This window comes from Agrobacterium sp. BT-220-3 (genome assembly GCF_025910175.1).
In the GTDB taxonomy this organism is placed as follows: Bacteria; Pseudomonadota; Alphaproteobacteria; order Rhizobiales; family Rhizobiaceae; genus Agrobacterium; species Agrobacterium oryzihabitans.
The window spans coordinates 35,953-53,572 of record NZ_JAPAIX010000003.1; the positions used below are offsets into that span (position 1 = coordinate 35,953).

General features: G+C 59.2%; 20 protein-coding genes. 8 read left to right on the forward strand and 12 right to left on the reverse strand.

Annotated elements, in window-relative coordinates; genetic code table 11:
- Positions 1-60 precede the first annotated feature (60 nt).
- Positions 61-1,305: an aminotransferase-like domain-containing protein gene (locus tag OK142_RS10570; RefSeq protein WP_498682631.1), complete on the reverse strand. Its 1,245-nt coding sequence runs from the start codon at positions 1,303-1,305 to the stop codon at positions 61-63.
- Positions 1,306-1,576: 271 nt separating this feature from the next.
- Here OK142_RS10570 and OK142_RS10575 point away from each other — a divergent pair, with 271 nt between their 5' ends.
- Together OK142_RS10575 and OK142_RS10580 are read left to right on the forward strand one after the other, a co-directional pair.
- On the forward strand, positions 1,577-2,029 hold the full coding sequence (locus OK142_RS10575; protein WP_498682632.1) for an RbsD/FucU family protein: 453 nt from the start codon (positions 1,577-1,579) through the stop codon (positions 2,027-2,029).
- 110 nt (positions 2,030-2,139) lie between these two features.
- Positions 2,140-3,171, forward strand: a complete 1,032-nt coding sequence (locus OK142_RS10580; RefSeq protein WP_498682636.1) for an endonuclease/exonuclease/phosphatase family protein — start codon at positions 2,140-2,142, stop codon at positions 3,169-3,171.
- Between the two features lie 69 nt (positions 3,172-3,240).
- Here the strand turns inward: OK142_RS10580 and ilvC are convergent, their stop codons facing one another.
- The 3 genes from ilvC to OK142_RS10595 all read right to left on the reverse strand — a co-directional run bounded on the left by ilvC (position 3,241) and on the right by OK142_RS10595 (position 6,261).
- Positions 3,241-4,260 carry a ketol-acid reductoisomerase gene (ilvC, locus tag OK142_RS10585; protein WP_003495030.1) on the reverse strand — a complete coding sequence of 340 codons (1,020 nt, stop codon included), beginning with the start codon at positions 4,258-4,260 and terminating at the stop codon, positions 3,241-3,243.
- 49 nt (positions 4,261-4,309) lie between these two features.
- Positions 4,310-4,963 carry a TetR/AcrR family transcriptional regulator gene (locus OK142_RS10590; RefSeq protein ID WP_003507581.1) on the reverse strand — a complete coding sequence of 218 codons (654 nt, stop codon included), beginning with the start codon at positions 4,961-4,963 and terminating at the stop codon, positions 4,310-4,312.
- 389 nt (positions 4,964-5,352) lie between these two features.
- On the reverse strand, positions 5,353-6,261 hold the full coding sequence (locus OK142_RS10595; protein ID WP_498682639.1) for an AraC family transcriptional regulator: 909 nt from the start codon (positions 6,259-6,261) through the stop codon (positions 5,353-5,355).
- Between the two features lie 193 nt (positions 6,262-6,454).
- Between OK142_RS10595 and OK142_RS10600 the strand changes: the two genes are divergently transcribed.
- On the forward strand, positions 6,455-7,501 hold the full coding sequence (locus OK142_RS10600; protein ID WP_003495020.1) for an NAD(P)-dependent alcohol dehydrogenase: 1,047 nt from the start codon (positions 6,455-6,457) through the stop codon (positions 7,499-7,501).
- A gap of 241 nt (positions 7,502-7,742) precedes the next feature.
- Here the strand turns inward: OK142_RS10600 and OK142_RS10605 are convergent, their stop codons facing one another.
- On the reverse strand, positions 7,743-9,008 hold the full coding sequence (locus OK142_RS10605) for an NAD(P)/FAD-dependent oxidoreductase (protein WP_003495019.1): 1,266 nt from the start codon (positions 9,006-9,008) through the stop codon (positions 7,743-7,745).
- A 71-nt stretch (positions 9,009-9,079) separates the two neighbouring features.
- Positions 9,080-9,835, reverse strand: a complete 756-nt coding sequence (locus OK142_RS10610; RefSeq protein WP_035242266.1) for a pyridoxine 5'-phosphate synthase — start codon at positions 9,833-9,835, stop codon at positions 9,080-9,082.
- Between the two features lie 230 nt (positions 9,836-10,065).
- Here OK142_RS10610 and OK142_RS10615 point away from each other — a divergent pair, with 230 nt between their 5' ends.
- On the forward strand, positions 10,066-10,761 hold the full coding sequence (locus OK142_RS10615) for a MerR family transcriptional regulator (RefSeq protein ID WP_498682642.1): 696 nt from the start codon (positions 10,066-10,068) through the stop codon (positions 10,759-10,761).
- Between the two features lie 6 nt (positions 10,762-10,767).
- Here the strand turns inward: OK142_RS10615 and OK142_RS10620 are convergent, their stop codons facing one another.
- The 3 genes from OK142_RS10620 to OK142_RS10630 form a co-directional block, all read right to left on the reverse strand.
- Positions 10,768-11,895 carry an ATP-dependent DNA helicase gene (locus OK142_RS10620; RefSeq protein ID WP_082182597.1) on the reverse strand — a complete coding sequence of 376 codons (1,128 nt, stop codon included), beginning with the start codon at positions 11,893-11,895 and terminating at the stop codon, positions 10,768-10,770.
- Positions 11,896-11,971: 76 nt separating this feature from the next.
- The gene (locus OK142_RS10625) at positions 11,972-12,454 is read right to left on the reverse strand and encodes an SRPBCC family protein (protein ID WP_498682645.1); all 483 of its coding nucleotides are present in this window, start codon (positions 12,452-12,454) and stop codon (positions 11,972-11,974) included.
- Complete coding sequence (locus OK142_RS10630) at positions 12,451-12,810, reverse strand: ArsR/SmtB family transcription factor (RefSeq protein WP_003495008.1); 360 nt, start codon at positions 12,808-12,810, stop codon at positions 12,451-12,453. Before OK142_RS10630 ends, OK142_RS10625 begins: the two co-directional genes overlap by 4 nt.
- 142 nt (positions 12,811-12,952) lie before the next feature.
- Here OK142_RS10630 and OK142_RS10635 point away from each other — a divergent pair, with 142 nt between their 5' ends.
- The 3 genes from OK142_RS10635 to OK142_RS10645 are packed head-to-tail and all read left to right on the forward strand — an operon-like array spanning position 12,953 to position 14,659.
- Positions 12,953-13,333 (forward strand): COG4315 family predicted lipoprotein, encoded by a 381-nt coding sequence (locus OK142_RS10635; protein ID WP_080600338.1) that lies wholly within the window; start codon positions 12,953-12,955, stop codon positions 13,331-13,333.
- Positions 13,317-13,874 carry an RNA polymerase sigma factor gene (locus tag OK142_RS10640; protein ID WP_498682648.1) on the forward strand — a complete coding sequence of 186 codons (558 nt, stop codon included), beginning with the start codon at positions 13,317-13,319 and terminating at the stop codon, positions 13,872-13,874. The genes OK142_RS10635 and OK142_RS10640 overlap by 17 nt, the downstream gene beginning before the upstream one ends.
- Positions 13,871-14,659, forward strand: coding sequence for an anti-sigma factor family protein (locus OK142_RS10645; protein ID WP_498682651.1), 789 nt, complete (start codon positions 13,871-13,873; stop codon positions 14,657-14,659). The genes OK142_RS10640 and OK142_RS10645 overlap by 4 nt, the downstream gene beginning before the upstream one ends.
- Before the next feature lie 4 nt (positions 14,660-14,663).
- On the opposite strand, the gene OK142_RS10650 is transcribed toward OK142_RS10645, so the two are convergent.
- Positions 14,664-15,257: a LysE family translocator gene (locus OK142_RS10650; RefSeq protein ID WP_313617706.1), complete on the reverse strand. Its 594-nt coding sequence runs from the start codon at positions 15,255-15,257 to the stop codon at positions 14,664-14,666.
- A 163-nt stretch (positions 15,258-15,420) separates the two neighbouring features.
- Here OK142_RS10650 and OK142_RS10655 point away from each other — a divergent pair, with 163 nt between their 5' ends.
- Positions 15,421-16,266, forward strand: coding sequence for an aldo/keto reductase (locus OK142_RS10655; protein WP_137037930.1), 846 nt, complete (start codon positions 15,421-15,423; stop codon positions 16,264-16,266).
- 153 nt (positions 16,267-16,419) lie between these two features.
- Here OK142_RS10655 and OK142_RS10660 read toward each other — a convergent pair whose 3' ends face one another.
- Positions 16,420-16,950 carry an SRPBCC family protein gene (locus OK142_RS10660; RefSeq protein WP_035242260.1) on the reverse strand — a complete coding sequence of 177 codons (531 nt, stop codon included), beginning with the start codon at positions 16,948-16,950 and terminating at the stop codon, positions 16,420-16,422.
- A complete protein-coding gene (locus OK142_RS10665; RefSeq protein WP_035242763.1) occupies positions 16,943-17,311 on the reverse strand; it encodes an ArsR/SmtB family transcription factor in 369 nt (122 codons plus the stop codon). The genes OK142_RS10660 and OK142_RS10665 overlap by 8 nt, the downstream gene beginning before the upstream one ends.
- Between the last annotated feature and the right edge of the window lie 309 nt (positions 17,312-17,620).

The following is a 17,620-nucleotide window of genomic DNA, read 5'->3' on the forward strand; positions in this document are numbered from 1 at the left end:
GTCCGGCAGGACAGAGGGGGGTGAAACCGCACCCTCCACCGCTGCCGTAAGCCGCCGCCCTCAAATCGCCGGAACCACCTCGCCCGACGTCGCCTGCGCCGTCGCGATCAACCGCCCAAGCCGCTTCATGCCTTCCTCGATCATCGCCTCATTGGCGCAGGAGAAGCTGATGCGTAGCGTATTCGTACCGGAGCCATCCGCGAAGAACGCCCGGCCGGGAACGAAGGCGACCTTTTCCGTGGCGATGGATTTCGCCAGAAGTGCAGCCCCATCCATGCCTTCCGGCAGGGTGACCCAGATGAACATGCCACCTTCCGGCTTGGTCCAGTGCGTGCCCTTCGGCATGTATTTGTCGAGCGCCGACAGCATCGCATCGCGCCGTGCGCTGTAAGCGGCCTTGATCTTGGCGACCTGTTTGTCGAAACCGCGCGAGGCGACACGTTCGATGGCGATCTGATTGATCGTCGACGAATGCAGGTCGGCGGCCTGCTTCATCAGCACCAGCTTGCGGATAACGGGCGCAGACGCGACGATGTAACCGACGCGAAGGCCGGGTGCGAGCGTCTTCGAAAAGCTGCCGCAATAGATGGTGCGGGTGTTTTCGATGCCGCCCGAGCGGGCGATGTCGAGCGCCATGATCGGCGGAACAGCCTCGCCATCATAACGCAGTGACTGGTAAGCGGCGTCTTCAATGACGGCGATATCCAGCTCGTCGGCCAGCGCCAGAACCTTTTCGCGGCCGGCGAGATCAACAGTTTCCCCGGTCGGATTTGAGAAATCGGCAGAGAGATAAGCGAACTTCACCGCGCCGCCGAGCTTGGCTGCAGTTTCGCGGTAAGCCTCGGGCGTGCGGTTGCCGCCGGGGTTCAGCTGGTCGTAATTCGGCTCATAGGCGTTGAAAGCGGAAAGCGCGCCGAGATAGGTCGGCCATGTCACCAGCGCCGTGTCCCTGGGCGACAGGAACAGCTTGCCGAGATAATCTAGACCCTGCTGCGAGCCCGAAACGATGAAAACGTTGTCGGCCGTGCAGTCGATGCCGATCTCGGCCATCTCGCCCGCCAGCCATTCGCGCAGCGGCTTGTAACCTTCGCTCACCGAATATTGCAGCGCCGAATTGACCTGCGAACCCGAAAAAATTTCCGCATAAGCCTGCTGGAACTCCTCTGCGGGGAAGAGAGCCGGGTCCGGAATACCGCCGGCAAAGGAGATGATATCGGGCTGCTCGAGCAGCTTCAGCAACTCGCGGATTTCGGACGCTTTCATGCGCGAAGAGCGCGTGGCGAAAATTTGTTCCCAATTGAGCATGGGTACGTTTCCTCTTGTGTCGTTTTTATGCGTGCATCTTTACAGAAATGTCGATACGTCAGCAATACTGACTTATCAGTTTTTCGAATTATTTCTGCCTCCCTGCACATTGCCCGCAACCGGCCCCTGTTGAGGCCCGATTTTGCGGACAAAGCCAAATACACCCTTGCGCAAAGCTTCACAATCTTCCGTTTGAGATTGACGCGGCAAGGTTTTCCGGCTGGATTGCGCGCGCCGCAACGCGGCGAAAGCATCATGGGAGTGAGACAACATGCTGAAAAATATCGACCCGGCGCTGAATGCCGATGTCCTGCACGCGCTGCGCGCCATGGGTCACGGCGATACGCTGGTGATCTCCGACACCAACTTCCCTTCCGATTCGGTTGCCCGCCACACGACCGTCGGCAAGGTGCTGCATATCGACAACGTCTCCGCAGCCCGCGCCATAAAGGCGATCCTCTCCGTCCTGCCGCTCGACACGCCGCTGCAGCCTTCCGTCGGCCGCATGGAAGTGATGGGCGCGCCGGATCAGCTGGAGCCGGTACAGGTGGAAGTGCAGAAGGAAATCGACGCTGCGGAAGGAAAATCCGCTCCCATGTATGGCATCGAGCGCTTCGCCTTCTACGAGCAGGCAAAAAAAGCCTATTGCGTCATTACCACGGGTGAAACCCGATTTTATGGCTGCTTCCTTCTGACAAAGGGTGTCATCCCGCCGGCGAAGTAAGGCCAAAAAAACGGGAAAATTGCACCGGCCGCCCACCTTCATGGCAATTTCAAGTTGTTGTGGCAAAAACTTCCACTAGGCTTGAAAAACCAACCGGAGGTGTGCGGATCATGACCCAATATGTCCTGGCGTTCTGGAATGTCGAAAACCTGTTTGCGCCGGAGGGTTATCCGGCGCGAGAACCGTGGATTGCCGAGCGGCTGAAGAACGATCTGAAGGGTTGGACGGAGGATCTGTTCAAGACCAAGGTCAAGCAGCTCGGTCTGATCATAAGCCAGATCGGCGGCGCGGGACCGGATCTGCTCGGTGTCTGCGAAGTCGAGAACCGCTTCGTTCTGGAGACGCTGGCGGAACATCTGAACGACCTCATGCCCGCACGTTCTTATCGTGTCGTGCATGCCGATTCCAGCAAGGACCAGCGCGGCATCGATACCGCCTTCATCTATGACAGCAAAAAGCTGCTGATCAACGAGAACGAGATTTTCAGCCATTTCGTGATGCGCCGCACCGGCACGCGCGACATTACCCAGTGTACTTTCATCACCAAGGGCGGCCGCCAGCTTATCGCGCTCTCCAATCACTGGCCGTCGCGCTCTGGCGGCGCGGTGGAAAGCGCCGGTTTTCGCATGACCGCCGGTGAGACGCTGGGCTACTGGCATCAGCGGATCAGGGAAGAGAAAGGCAACGACATCGCCGTTGTCGCCTTCGGCGACTTCAACGACGATCCTTCCGATGCATCGCTACGCTACCACGCCAATTCCACCCGCGAGCGCGACGATGTCGAAAACTCGCAATCGGCCATGTTCTACAATCTTACCTGGAATTACCTGCGCCAGCCGGTGGTCGATTCCGTCGGCACGGCAAGAACGATCTATGGCACGCTCTATTTCAACGGAGACGCCAATATCTTCGATCAGATCCTCGTTTCCCGATCGCTTCTGACCGGCAGCAGCGGCTTCAAGGCGCGCGAGGAGACGGCAAAAATCGAAGCCATTGCCGCCATGGTCAGCCACAGCAAGAATGAGGGGCCGATCCGCTTCGGCCTGTCGAAAGGCGATGCGGTCAAAAACGTCAACCTTGGTGGGTTCTCCGATCACTTCCCGGTTTCCGTTATCGTCGAGGAAGACGACGCCATCGTGTGATGGCACATCGAAAACAAAAAGGCCGGAGCTTTCGCTCCGGCCTTCCTATTCTCTACCAGTCAATGAAGCTTAGTTGACAGCCTTGTCGACCAGCTTGTTCTTGCCGATCCAGGGCATCATGCCGCGCAGCTTTGCGCCGACTTCTTCGATCTGGTGGGAGTCGTTGTTGCGACGGATACCCTTGAAGCGGGCACCGCCGGCCTTCCATTCCTGCATCCATTCGGAGGTGAACTTGCCGGTCTGGATGTCGTGCAGAACGCGCTTCATCTCAGCCTTGGTGTCGGCAGTGATGATGCGCGGACCGGTGACGTATTCGCCCCACTCGGCCGTGTTGGAGATCGAGTAGTTCATGTTGGCGATGCCGCCTTCATAGATCAGGTCGACGATCAGCTTCACTTCGTGCAGGCACTCGAAATAGGCCATTTCCGGTGCGTAACCGGCTTCGACCAGAGTTTCGAAACCGGCGCGGATGAGTTCGACGAGACCGCCGCACAGAACGACCTGTTCGCCGAAGAGGTCGGTTTCGCACTCTTCCTTGAAGTTGGTTTCGATGATGCCCGAACGGCCGCCGCCAACGCCGCAGGCGTAGGAGAGAGCGAGTTCAAGGGCGTTGCCGGAAGCGTTCTGATGAACGGCAACGAGGCAGGGAACGCCGCCGCCCTTCTGGTATTCGCCGCGAACCGTGTGGCCAGGGCCCTTCGGTGCGATCATGACGACGTCGAGCGATGCCTTCGGCTCGATGAGGCCGAAGTGAACGTTGAGGCCGTGTGCGAAAGCAATTGCTGCGCCATCACGGATGTTGCCGGCGATGTCGGCCTTGTAGATGTCAGCCTGGAGTTCGTCCGGGGTCGCCATCATCAGAAGGTCGCCCCACTTGGCGGCTTCGGCAACGGTCATGACCTTGAAGCCGTCAGCTTCCGCCTTCTTGACGGTCGGCGAACCGGCCTTCAGAGCGATGACGACGTTCTTGGCGCCGGAATCCTTGAGGTTCAGCGCATGGGCGCGGCCCTGGGAACCGTAGCCGACAACGACGACGTTCTTGGACTTGATGAGATTGAGATCGGCATCACGATCATAATAAACGCGCATTTTATGGTCCTTCCCTAATGCTTGTCTCTCAGTTGTCTGAACCGGAATGTCAGGCGGGTTTGCCGCTGAGTTCCGAATGTACCTTTTCCGTGCCGTAGAGGGTCAGAAAGGCGACGACGGCCTTCTTCGCCCGGGCGGAAAAATCCTTGTCCGGCGCCTCGCCCAGCAGCATGCGCACATGCAGATCCGAAACGATGAGGCCGTAAAAACTGCGATACGCCTCTTCGGCATCATCGAAACGCAGATAGCCGGAACGGCGACCCGCTTCGATCAGCCCACGCGCCCGCCGGTCGATCTGGCGACGGCCGCGTTCCAGCAGCAGATCGCCGAGCTTCGAGCCGTCACGGCTCGCCTGCCCTATCGCCAGACGGTTAAGCGCCAGCGACACATCGCCCGCCAGCACGTCCAGCAGATCATGCGCGAAAACCTCGAGGTGATCGGCAAGCTGTGGTGCGGAAACGCGGTCGCCCGCCTTTTCGAAGGTGCGGACCTTGCTCTGCTGAAAGGTGATCATCGCCGCCAGCAAGCCGTCACGATCGCCGAACCACTTATAGAGGCTTTCCTTCGAACAGTTGGCGGCACGCGCCAGCCCAGATGTGGTGAGCGCTTTCTCGCCGCCCTCGACCAATAGACGCAATGCCTGATCCAGAACGGCGTTCTGGCGCGGCGAAAATTCCTGCGCTGTGATCGGGTCGGAAGCCAAGTCTTTCCACTCCAGGGGCTCGATTAATGTACCGTACGGTACGGTTCGAGCGCCATTTAAGCGGAGGCAGCGTTGGGGTCAAGCGGATTCTTCCGGGGAGGACGAGAATTGACGCGGTGCGGTGCCGGGTGAATGCCGGCTTGGTGAGCTTTACGCGGTTGTGCGTCGGTTAGTGGATCGTGGCGGGTGTGGCTTACCCCCCTCTGCCCTGCCGGGCATCTCCCCCACAAGGAGGGAGATCGGCAAGCGGCTTTGGCGCCGCTTCATTCTCTGGCCTTGAGATGGGCGAAGCTTAGCCTCATATCAATCTCCCCACCTGTGGGGGAGATGCCCGGCAGGGCAGAGGGGGGTAAGCCACACCCGCCACGATCCACTAACCGACGCACAACCTACCCAGCCACGCTGATCTCACGCGAGGCATCGATATCCCGCGACGGCGACAATCCGTAAAAGCGGCTATATTCCCGACTGAACTGCGAAGGACTCTGGTAACCGACGCGATGGCCGGCAGTGCCCGCATCCAGCCGCTCCAGCAACATCAGCCGGCGCGCCTCATGCAGCCGCAATTGCTTCTGGTACTGAACCGGCGTCATGGCCGTAATCGTCTTGAAATGATGATGGAAGGACGACACGCTCATGCCGATATGCTCCGCAAGATCCTCGACGCGCAGCTGGCGCGCGAAATTCTCTCGCAGCCAGGCAATGGCGCGGGCGATGCGGTTGCCATGGCCGCCGGCAGCGATGATGTTCATCAGCTGCCCGCCCGCCGGTCCGGTCAGAATACGGTAGAGGATTTCCTGCTCGATCAGCGGCGCCATGGCCGCGATGTCCGCCGGGCGATCGAGCAGGCGCATCAGCCGGATGGCCGCATCGAGCAGCTCCGGCGTGGCGGCATTGACGACGATGCCGCGCTGCGCGTTCGCCGGCTCCGCAGGCGGGTCGATGGGCACGCGCCGCATGAGGTCGAGCAGCTTTTCACTATCGATCGCAAGCGCGATGCAAAAATGCGGAACCTCCTTGCTCGCCTCCACCACGCGCCAGGCAACCGGCAGGTCAAGCGATGTCAGGAGATAGTCGCCCGCGCCGTAATTGATGGTGTCCGTTCCCAGCTGGACGCTTTTCGATCCCTGGATCACCAATGCGAAACAGGGGCGGTAGCTGCCGTGGCACGGCGCGCTGGGCGTTGTGCGGCGGCTGATGCCGAGAGATTCGATCGCCGTCTGCATCTCGCCGTCGCTGGTGGCATATCGCGCGGCGATGGAGGCGATCTCCTGATAGAGATTGAACGGCAAGGACATAGGGGAATTCCCTTAACTGAAGGAGGAAATGCAGCGGATGTCATTTATCTAGAAAGCCTCCCGGCCCGCGCAAAGAGCACGCCCGCATATTTTTGCAGGATCGTGCAAAAAGGCTGGAGGATCGCTCTAACGCCTTCCCAAGCTTCCGTCGCATATTCCGCCGTCACTTCCCCACCCCCGAAAGGATATTCAGATGGCTATAGCAAGAGGTTACGCTGCGACCGACGCGTCAAAGCCGCTTACCCCGTTCACCTTCGAACGCCGCGAGCCGAACGATGACGACGTCGTCATCGACATCAAATATGCCGGCATCTGCCACTCGGACATCCACACCGTCCGCAACGAATGGAAGAACGCCGTCTACCCGATCGTTCCCGGCCATGAGATCGCCGGTGTCGTGAAAGCCGTCGGTTCCAAGGTTACGAAGTTCAAGGTCGGCGACCATGTCGGCGTCGGCTGCTTCGTTGATTCCTGCGTCGGCTGCGCCACCCGCGATCTGGACAACGAGCACTACATGCCCGGCCTCGTCCAGACCTACAACGACGTCGATCCCTTCACGAAGACCGCGACCCATGGCGGTTACTCCGACTCGATCGTCGTCAAGGAAGGTTATGTCCTGTCGATCCCGGACAACTTGCCGCTCGATGCTTCCGCACCGCTTCTCTGCGCCGGCATCACGCTCTACTCGCCGCTGCGCCGCTGGAACGCCGGTCCCGGCCAGAAGGTCGCGATTGTCGGCATGGGTGGCCTTGGCCACATGGGCGTCAAGCTCGGTGCTGCCATGGGCGCGGATATCACCGTTCTTTCCCAGACACTGTCGAAGAAGGAAGACGGCCTGAAACTCGGCGCGAAGGACTATTACGCCACCAGCGACGCCTCGACCTTCGAGAAGCTGGCCGGCACCTTCGACCTGATCATCTGCACGGCCGGCGTCGCCATCGACTGGAACGCCTATCTCGGCCTCCTGAAGCCCAAGGGCAGCATGGTCGTGGTGGGCGCGCCTGAGCATCCGATCCCGGTCCACGCCTTCGCGCTGATCTTCGGCGCAAAGAACCTGTCCGGCTCGATGATCGGTTCGATCAAGGAAACCCAGGAAATGCTGGATTTCTGCGGCGAGCACAACATCGTCTCGGAAATCGAGACGATCAACATCCAGGACGTCAACGAAGCCTATGAGCGCGTGCTGAAGAGCGATGTGCGGTATCGCTTCGTCATCGATATGGCGTCGCTCGACGCGTGAGCGTTGGATTAGGCACACACGCCACGTCCACACGCCGTCACCCCGGACTAGATCCGGGGTCCAGCCAGCCCAAGTTTTTGGGCTGAAAAACCTCTTCTCGCCGCGCAGACGCGCGTCGGCTGGATGCCGGATCATCCTCGGGCTTGTTCCGGGAACCGGCATGACGGCGAGAGCTTTGGCGCAGCTGTCATAAGCACGAAGGGCGGGAAGCCATGCTTCCCGCCCTTTGCTCGCCCTGCCCTCAGGCCTCGTCCTTCAACGTCTCTTTCTGCGTAATCAGCCGCGCGCTGTGCTGGCCGCTGAGATAGATCCACAGCCAGCTCCATGCCACCGCCAGCCTTGAGCGCGTTCCGATCAGGAAGTAGATATGGGCAAGCCCCCAGATCCACCACGCCAGCACGCCCTTGAGCCTGAATCTGCCGAAATCGATCACCGCCGCGCGTTTGCCGATAGTCGCAAGATTGCCCTGATGGCTATAGCGGAACGGCGACGGTGACGGCTTGCCGGAGAGCCGCGCCTTGATGACCTTCGCCACGTGAGCGCCCTGCTGTTTTGCCGCAGGTGCGATGCCCGGCACCGGTTTGCCGTTCTCCTGATTGACGGCGGCCGTATCGCCGATGACGAAGATATTGTCGTCGTCTTCCAGATTTAGATGCGGCCCGACAATGGCGCGGCCTGCCCTGTCGGCGGCGGCATCCAGCCACTTCGCGGCGGGAGACGCCTGCACACCGGCGGCCCAGACGACCGTGCGGCAGGGATAATAGGTCTCGCCCACCGTCACGCCTTCATCGGTACACGCTGTAACGGGCGTGCCAAGCAAAACCTCGACGCCGAGTTTCTCCAGAGCTTCCTTCGCATAGGCGGAAAGATCCTCGGTGAAAACCGGCAGAACGCGAGGGCCGGCCTCGACAAGCAGCACACGGGTCTTTCTGGTATCCACATTGCGGAATTCCGGCGGCAACGCTTTGTGGGCAAGCTCGGCGATCATGCCCGCCATTTCCACGCCCGTCGGACCTGCGCCGATGATGACGAAGGTCAGCAGTGCCTGCCGCTCCTCTTCACTGGTCGCGAGTTCGGCCCGTTCGAAGGCCAGAAGCAGACGGCGGCGGATTGTCGTCGCATCTTCGAGCGTCTTCAGGCCGGGGGCCGAACGCTCCCATTCGTCACGGCCGAAATAGGCATGGCGCGCGCCGGTGGCCAATACCAACGTATCGAAACCGATCACTTGACCGGAATTCAGCTGCACGGTCCGCGCCGCCCGGTCCACGCCGGTCACCTCCGCAAGCAGGGTCGTCACCTCCTTGCGGTCGCGATAGAGGTGGCGGATCGGCCAGGCGATTTCGGATGTCGCCAGCGCCGTCGTCGCAACCTGATAAAGCAGGGGCTGGAACAGATGGTGATTGCGGCGGTCGATCAGTGTGATGCGGACAGGGGCCCCCTCCAGCCCATGTACCAGTTGCAAACCGCCGAAGCCTCCACCCACGACGACAACATGATGTTCTTGCATATGTCTCTGCCTTCAAAAGCTCGCGCACGGAGCATGCGCAGCCAAAGCATAGGCGAAAAAATTGACTTTGGTTATGAAATAGCCTGACCGCAGGCCTGACAAAAACGCCGGACTGTTTCAGTCATGCCATATTCAAGCGCATCTGCCGTCAATCCGTGACCGATTGAAACCTCGGCCAGATCAGGGATGCGTTTCATCAGTTTGGGCAGGTTTGCAACGGTGAGGTCATGACCGGCATTGACGGCAAGTCCGAGCGCTCTTGCATGATCCGCCGTCTGCCCGAGCTTTTCGACAAGCGCGTCAGCCTTTTGCGGATCGTCAAAACAGCCGCCATAGGGACCGGTATAAAGCTCGATACGGGCAGCACCCGTCTCGGCCGCCAGTTCCACCGGCTCGCGCTCGCCGTCGCCATCTGCGAAAAGCGAGACCCGCATGCCACCGGCCTTCAGGCGTCCCACGACGTCTTTCAGGAAAACGGCGTGTTTGCGGAAATCCCAGCCATGGTCGGAGGTCGCCTGCGACGGGTCGTCCGGCACCAGTGTGACCTGTTCCGGCTGCGTCTTTTCACAAAGAAGGAGAAAATCCTCGGTCGGATATCCTTCGATGTTGAATTCCGCGCCGGGGAAGCTGTCATCGATCAGGGCGCGCAATACCGGCAGGTCCGAAAAGCGGATATGGCGCTGATCGGGACGAGGGTGTACAGTGAGCCCGCTTGCACCCGCAGCGAGTGCCAAATGCCCGAAATGCGCGACATCCGGCCACGGAAGATCGCGACGGTTGCGCAGCATGGCAATTGCGTTCAGATTGACGGAAAGTTTCGCTGGCATGACATCGGGCTCCGGTTCGGAATTGACATCCTGTTTCACGCAGGTTGACGCCAACCGCAAGGAGGCCGATAAAATTTTTTGGAATATGGGAACGAAAACACACAATACACGTTACGGTTCTTATGTAGCGTTTGGCATGATGTCTTGATCAGAGGGGTCGTCGCGGGGGAACAAGCGATCGACGCCACTTAAAAAACAGACACTGTCAAAGAGCGCAAAAGGGGGAAACGATGCAGGATGGCCGTATGCCGTTTGAACACGGCGACGAGGACAAATCCAATCCAAGAAACAGCGGTTTCCTTCCGGTTATAAGTCTGCCCTCCTCCCTGCCCGCCGAACCGGTTCCCATCGCCGACATGGCCAATATCTTCGGAGTAACGCACCGGACCCTCCATTTTTATGAGGAAAAGGCGCTGCTGACCTCGAAGCGCATTGGCCAGATGCGGGTCTATACCCACCGCAACGTCAGACGCATGGCGGTCATCAATGTCTGCCGCGAAGTGGGCATTTCCGTTGCTTCCATTACCGAGATCATGGAAAAACTGGTCCGCTCGCTTTCGCAGGAAGAGGCGGACGACGTCTTTCACGCGGCGTTGAGGCAGCGAAAGAGGGAATTGACGGCCGAGCTTTCCACCCTTCAGCGTCAGGCGCAGCAGATCGAGGAACTGCTCGTCACCGACAGCGATGCGGACGGGCTCGATGGCGAGGAGCGAGCTCCTGCCAGGGACATCGCGCTGACCGACACCGAACGAAAATGTCTTGAACTGATGGCGGAGGGTTATGCGCCGGTGAGGCTTGCCCGCGCCCTTGGTCTTTCAGGAACCGACCTCAACGTGCTCGAGGCAAAAATCATCGGCAAGTTCAATGCCAGCAACCGCTTTCAGGCGGTCGCCAAGGCGGTTCTCCTGGGTGTTATCCGTGCATAGTCACGATCAGCGAACGATGGTCAGTGTCTCCGCCGCGCGGGTAATGGCGGTATATAGCCACCTTTCGCGCGAATCGCGGAAGGCATAGCTCTCGTCGAAGAGAACCACATTGTTCCACTGCGAACCCTGCGCCTTGTGCACGGTCAGTGCATAGCCGAAATCGAACTCGTCATAACGCTTGCGGGTGGACCACGGAATTTCGGTCTCGACATCCTCGAACGCGGCCTTCAGCAATTTGATCTTGGCCGCGCCGCGATCCATATCGTCGTCTTCGGGCCGTATCATCAGGTTGATGCCGGGTTTCACCGTTTCGCGCGATGAACTCATGACCTGCCACAGCGAACCGTTCAGCAGGCCCTTGGCCGGATCGTTCCTCAGGCAAACCAGCTTGTCGCCGGATTGCGGATAATCTGCCGAAAAACCCTTCAGCTCGCGAAGCCGCTGGTTATAACGGCGGCGGGTGCGGTTGGTGCCGACAAGCACCTGATCGGCATCGAGCACGAGCGACTGCGTCACCTCGGACTTGGAGATCACCTGTGCAGCGCCGTAATCGCCGCGCATGATCTCGCGGCCTTCCCGCACATCCATGGCAAGGTGAATGATGGGATTGTCCTTGGCCTGACGATGGATTTCCGACAGCAGATAGTCCGGCTCCTGCTCGGTGAAGAAACCACCGCCTGAAACCGGCGGCAACTGCCCGGGATCGCCAAGCACGAGGATCGGCGTGCCGAAACTCATCAGATCCTTGCCGAGCTGCTCGTCCACCATCGAACATTCGTCAATGATGATGAGTGCCGCCTTGGCAAGCGGGCTCTGGCGGTTGATGGAGAACATCGGCGCTATGGATGTCTTGCCGGTTTCCTCATCTTCCACCGTTTCTTCACCGCGCGGGCGATAGATCAGCGAATGGATGGTGCGGGCGTTGGTCGCCCCGCGCGAGCGCAGCACCTGCGCCGCCTTGCCGGTGAAAGCCGCAAACAGCACTTCCCCATCGACATTTTCCGCAAAATGTTTGGCAAGCGTCGTCTTGCCGGTTCCGGCGTAACCGAACAGCCGGAAAACCGGCGTCCGGCCTTCCTTCAGCCAGCGGGAAACAGCCTTCAGCGCTTCGTCCTGTTGCGGTGAAAATAACATGCGCCCTCATCGCAGGATTCGAGCACCATGCGCAACAGAAAAAGAACGAAAGATGAATCATGCCGCGAGAAAGGCCTCAATTCACCGCCTGTCTTTCAACAAGCTGCGCCAGTTGCTCGGCAACCGTGTTCCAGCCGTCAAAGAAACCCATCTCGGCGTGCCTGTCGCGATCCCCAGGATTTCGGTGCATGGCATAGGCCACATATTCCATACCTTCAGGGTGGTCGCGAAAACTCATGACGGCGGTGAGGAACGGGCGGGCGGAGGGACGAAAGCCTGCCGTCAGCGCATCGGTGAAGACCAGACGTTCCTCATGATCCACCGCCAGGAAACACCCGCTTATGTGATCGCCGAATGCCTTGCCGTCCTCACTGTAGCGCGTCTCGAACGCGCCGCCGGGGTAAAGCTCCATTTTCTCGACGCGGCATTGGCCGGGATGCGGCACCCACCATTGTTCGAGACTGGTCTTGTCGACCCACGCATTCCAGACGAGCCGGCGCGGCGCCCTTATGATCCTTGAAATCTTCAGATCGAGATCGGGATTGAAAGTGTCGGTCATTTGTCATTCTCCCCTTTCCATGAGGTCCTGTCCTGTTGCGCCATGACGAATTGTTCGAGCCGGTCCGTGCGGCCCTCCCAGATGGCGTGCTGTTGCGACAGCCAGCCCTCCAGCATCGAAAACCGCCCTCTTTCCAGCGAGCAGAACCGCACCCGGCCCTGCTTGCGCGTCACGATCAGCCCCGCACCCTCCAGTTGACGGATGTGTTTCATGAAGGATGGCAGGGCCATGTCAAAGGGTTCGGCAAGCGTTCCGATGCTCGCCTCCCCGCCCCCCAACCTCAAAATCACCGCTCGCCTGGTCGGATCGGCAAGGGACTGGAAGATATCATCGAGTTCATCTGAATAGTTTTCCATAAGGCTAAGTATCACGGCAAAACACTTAGCTCAATGGATAAGTTTAAAAATCACAAAAAACACGTCGCGGCACGGAATAAACCGGAAGCCTGCGGTGTCTCTTGATGTGCTGGCGGCAGAGGCTGCCCGAACCAAGGAGGATATGTCCATGAAGATGCGCTTTATCGTTCCCGCCCTCGTTCTGGCTTTTGCCGGAACGGCCTATGCGGCCCCTGCGGTCGAAACGGTCAAGACCGAAAAAGGCAATGTTCTTGCCGGCGAAAAAGGCATGACGCTCTACACTTTCAAGAACGACAAGAAGGGCGTATCCAATTGCTATGACAAATGCGCGGTGAACTGGCCGCCGTTTTTCGCAGCCACGGGCGACAAGGCCGAGGGAGCCTATTCCGTCGTGACGCGCAAGGACGGCAAGATGCAGTGGGCAAAGGACGGCATGCCGCTTTATTACTGGGCCAAGGACATGAAAAAAGGCGATGCCACCGGCGACGGTATGAACGGTGTATGGGATGCCGCAAAACCCTGATGGCATGAATGGCGAAAAGCGGGGGAGCCTCTCCCCCGCAGCCGGCAACTTCGAAACGGAGATGCTGGCGCTGATACCCATGCTGCGGCGTTATTCCCGCAGCCTTTCCCGTTCCGACGCCGATGGCGAAGACCTTCTGCAGGACTGCGTGGAAAAGGCGCTGACCAACAGAAGGCAATGGCGCGGAACGGCCCTGAAAACATGGGCTTACACGATAATGACGAATCTTTATCGCAACCGCCACCGCGCCGAGAAACGTCATCCGTCGGAAAGCCTTGAAGACCATGAAACCATCGCCGTTGCCGATACGCTCGGCGATACGCTGGAGAACGACCGGCTGCACGGCGCTCTCGCCCTTCTTTCACCCGAGATGCGGGCGGTGCTGATGCTGGTGACGGTGGAAGGTTACAGCTATCAGGAGGCGGCAGAGACATTGTCGATTCCGGTGGGGACCGTCATGTCCAGACTGTCCCGCGCCCGCGAAACCCTTCGCCAGCACCTGGCGGCGGATAATATCATTCCCCTGCGGAGACCACGATGAAACGGCCAGACGCCATAACCGAAGACGACCTGCACGCCTATGTCGACGGACTTTTGTCCGAGGATGATCGCGCGGCTGTCGAGGCCTGGCTGACTGAAAGGCCGGAAGAGCAGAGCCGCGTGGAGGACTGGAAGAAACAGGCCGAAACCCTGCGAAATACATTCGCCGCCTACGCCGCTTCGCATCCGCACGACATGTCGATGTTTACCGCCAAAAAAACAAAACCCGCATGGCAGGTGAAATCGCTTCTTCTGCGAACGGCAGCCGCCTTGCTGATCTTCACCGCAGGTACGGTAGCCGGCAGGCTTTTGCCGCAATCCTTCTCCACACCGCAGGACGTGGTGCTGGCATCGCTGCCGACGGACATCCCCGCGCAGGCAAAATCCGCCTATCTCATTTACGCAAGTGAAGTCCGCCATCCCGTCGAAGTCGGAGCCGGAGAGCAGCAGCACCTTGCGACATGGCTCGGCAAGCGGCTCGGTTACCCCTTCGCGATCCCCGATCTTTCCAAACTCGGATACGATCTCGTTGGCGGGCGTCTCATTCCCGTCAGCGGCAAGCCCGGCGCGATGCTGATGTATCAGGACAAGACCGGCCGCCGGGTAACGGTGCTGATCGGCCACAACGAGGAAAACCGCACCACCAGCTTCCGAATGGCCAGCGCCGATGGCATCGAGACCTTCTACTGGATCGACAACGAACTGGGCTATGCCGTTTCCGCCGAATTGACGCGTGACGAGGTGCAGAAGATCGCCGAGGAATGTTACCGCCAGTTCCCGGCCTAGGCGCCTATTTCAGCATCGGCCAGAGGCTGACGACCAGAAGGATCGCCATGGTGATGTTGAACCATTTGAGCCGCACGGGAACGGACAGCCAGTCGCGCAGCGCCGAGCCGAAGCCCGCCCAGGTCGAAACACTGGGGAGATTGACAGCGGCGAAAACCACACCGACGATCAGAACGGTGATGAGATATTGCCCCTCATCCGTATAGGTCGCCATCGCCGTCACGGCCATCACCCACGCCTTCGGATTGACCCACTGGAAGGCGGCAGCGGCAAGAAAGCTCATCGGCACTGAGGCGACCGTCCCTTCATTCAGGCTGCGGGATGTGCCGATCTTCCACGCAATCCAGACAAGATAAAGCCCGCCCGCGAATTTCAGCCCCGTATAAAGCAGGGGCACGGAGTGCAGCAGCGCGCCAAGCCCAAATCCGACGCCAATCAGCAAGGACAGGAACCCCGCCCCGATGCCCAGCATATGCGGTATGGTGCGGCGGAAACCGAAATTCACGCCAGACGCAAAAAGCATCATATTGTTCGGGCCGGGCGTGATGGAGGTGGTGAAGGCAAACAGCACCAGCGCAACGAAGGTTTCGACAGTCATGATCTCTCCTGTGAAAAGACCCTATCCGCCGAACCAGCGTCAAACCAGTCCGCTCACCCGATCGGCGCAGTCAAATTTTTTGATGGATCGATCATTCACCTGCCGGGTTTGAGAAGTCGGAACAAAGGGCTATTGTCCCCTCAACCAACGCTGGAGCGAGCCCATGTATGACGACATGCCTTCCGTCACCCTGCCATCCGGAAAAGAGGTTCCAGCCCTTGGCCTTGGCACCTGGAACATGGGAGAGAGCGGATCATCCGCAGCGCAGGAGGTCGAGAGCATTCGCAAGGCGATCGATCTCGGCATGTCGCTGATCGACACGGCCGAAATGTACGCCGATGGCCGATCCGAAGAGGTGGTGGGCTCGGCAATCGCCGGCCGCCGCGACGAGGTGTTTCTGGTGAGCAAGGTCTATCCCTGGAACGCCAGCGCCAGAGGAACGATTGAAGCCTGCGAGCGGAGCCTCGCAAGGCTCGGCACCGATCATCTCGATCTCTATCTGTTGCATTGGCGCGGCGAGCACCCGCTCACAGAAACGGTGGCGGCTTTTGAAAGGCTGAAAAAGGACGGCAAGATCGGCGACTGGGGGGTTTCCAATTTCGACACCGACGACATGGAGGCGCTTTTCGCCGTTCCAGACGGCAAAAAATGCGCCGCCAATCAGGTGCTCTACAACCTGTCCCGGCGCGGGCCGGAATTTTCGCTTCTGCCCTGGTGCCAGTGGCATGGCGTGCCGCTGATGGCGTATTCCCCGATCGAGCAGGGTCGCATCCTCAACAACCACGAGCTTATCCGCATCGCCAAAGCCTATCAGGCCACACCGGCGCAACTGGCCTTGGCCTTTCTTCTGGAAAGGGAGGGCGTCATCGCCATTCCGAAATCCGCAAACACTGCGCGTGTGGAAGAGAACCGTGGTGCGACAGATCTCGAAATCACCGATGAGGATTGGGCCGCATTAGACGCCGCCTTCCCGCCGCCGATGCGCAAGGCGCCGCTGGAAATGCTTTGATATAACAGAGCGTTAAGAGACTTTTTGGAATCAGGGACACAAGCCGTTGAATCAAAATGTGAGCGCAGAAAACCGGTCCTCGGTGCGCCGCTGCAACGGCCAATAACGGCGCGGCAAACCGCGCCGTCAGTTTTCAAAATACGCAGCACCTGGTTATGGTATGCGGTGCTCATATTCCTCTTTCAGCCCCAGCCAGCTGTCCCAGAAGGGTTTGGGTTCCTTTTCCTGGAGACGCGCAGCGAGAATATCGAGATGCGCATGCCAGCCGGCGCTGACTTCGAGCCTGGTCTTCCGATTGGCCAGTCGACGATGGACCAGTGTCAGAAGCACGTCCTTGCCCAGAGCCTGAAGCTCGATCGATACCTCACCACCCTCACCCCAACTGAAGACGAGGCGATGCGGCGGAATAACGGTAATGATGCGCGAAGCCATCCTGTCCTCTTCGGAAAAACCCTCCGGGCGGTGGCCCGGCGGGTCGGAAAGCTCGTCATTGCGCCAGACCAGTTCGAACGGCGCATCGGGCGCAAGCCGCATTTCACCGGATGCCAGCCACCGGCGGCGTAGGTCGCTTTGTGTCAGATAGGCCCAGACCCGGTCGATCGGCCCCGGCAGGAGCCGTTCTATCTTCAGGGTCGTCGGCTCGACGAGCCGGCCATAGGTGTCAGGCATTGCAATATCAGCCATTGTCATTTCCTCCATTTGCAGGGGACTTTCCCTGATCATCCTCCCTGAGCATCTGCTCAAGAATATCGAGGCGGCTGTTCCAGAACTGCCGGTAGAAATCCAGCCATTCATGCGCGTCTGCCAAGGGTTCCGGCGCAAGGCGACAGACATGCGTGCGCCCCCTCACCTCGCGGCGGATAAGCCCGGCATTTTCCAGCGCCTTGATGTGCTTGGATGCCGCCGCGAGCGATATGTCGAACGGCTCGGCCAACTGGCTCACCGTTCGCTCCCCACGGGAAAGATCGCGCAGCATCGTGCGTCGCGTCGCATCGCCAAGCGCATGAAAGACAGTGTCGAGATGTGGAACAGATAATTCAACCATGTTGTTGAATATAAGCTGACGGTCCGGAAAGTCAACCATGTGGTTGAATATATAAACGCAGGGCAAATCTCACCCCACGTCATCGCCTGCCGCCGACTGAACCAGTGCAGAAACGTAGATGGCCAATCGCCAAACAGAAGAAGCATGCGCGTCGATTGCGGCGACAACATCAAAACATTCTAATATAATAACACTTGCAATACGGAAAAAACGCTATTGATTAAATTACTTCGTTTATATTTACATCAAAGAAACCTGATTAACCCATGATATTGGCATAATAGTCGGGATCAATATTATCATGATTGG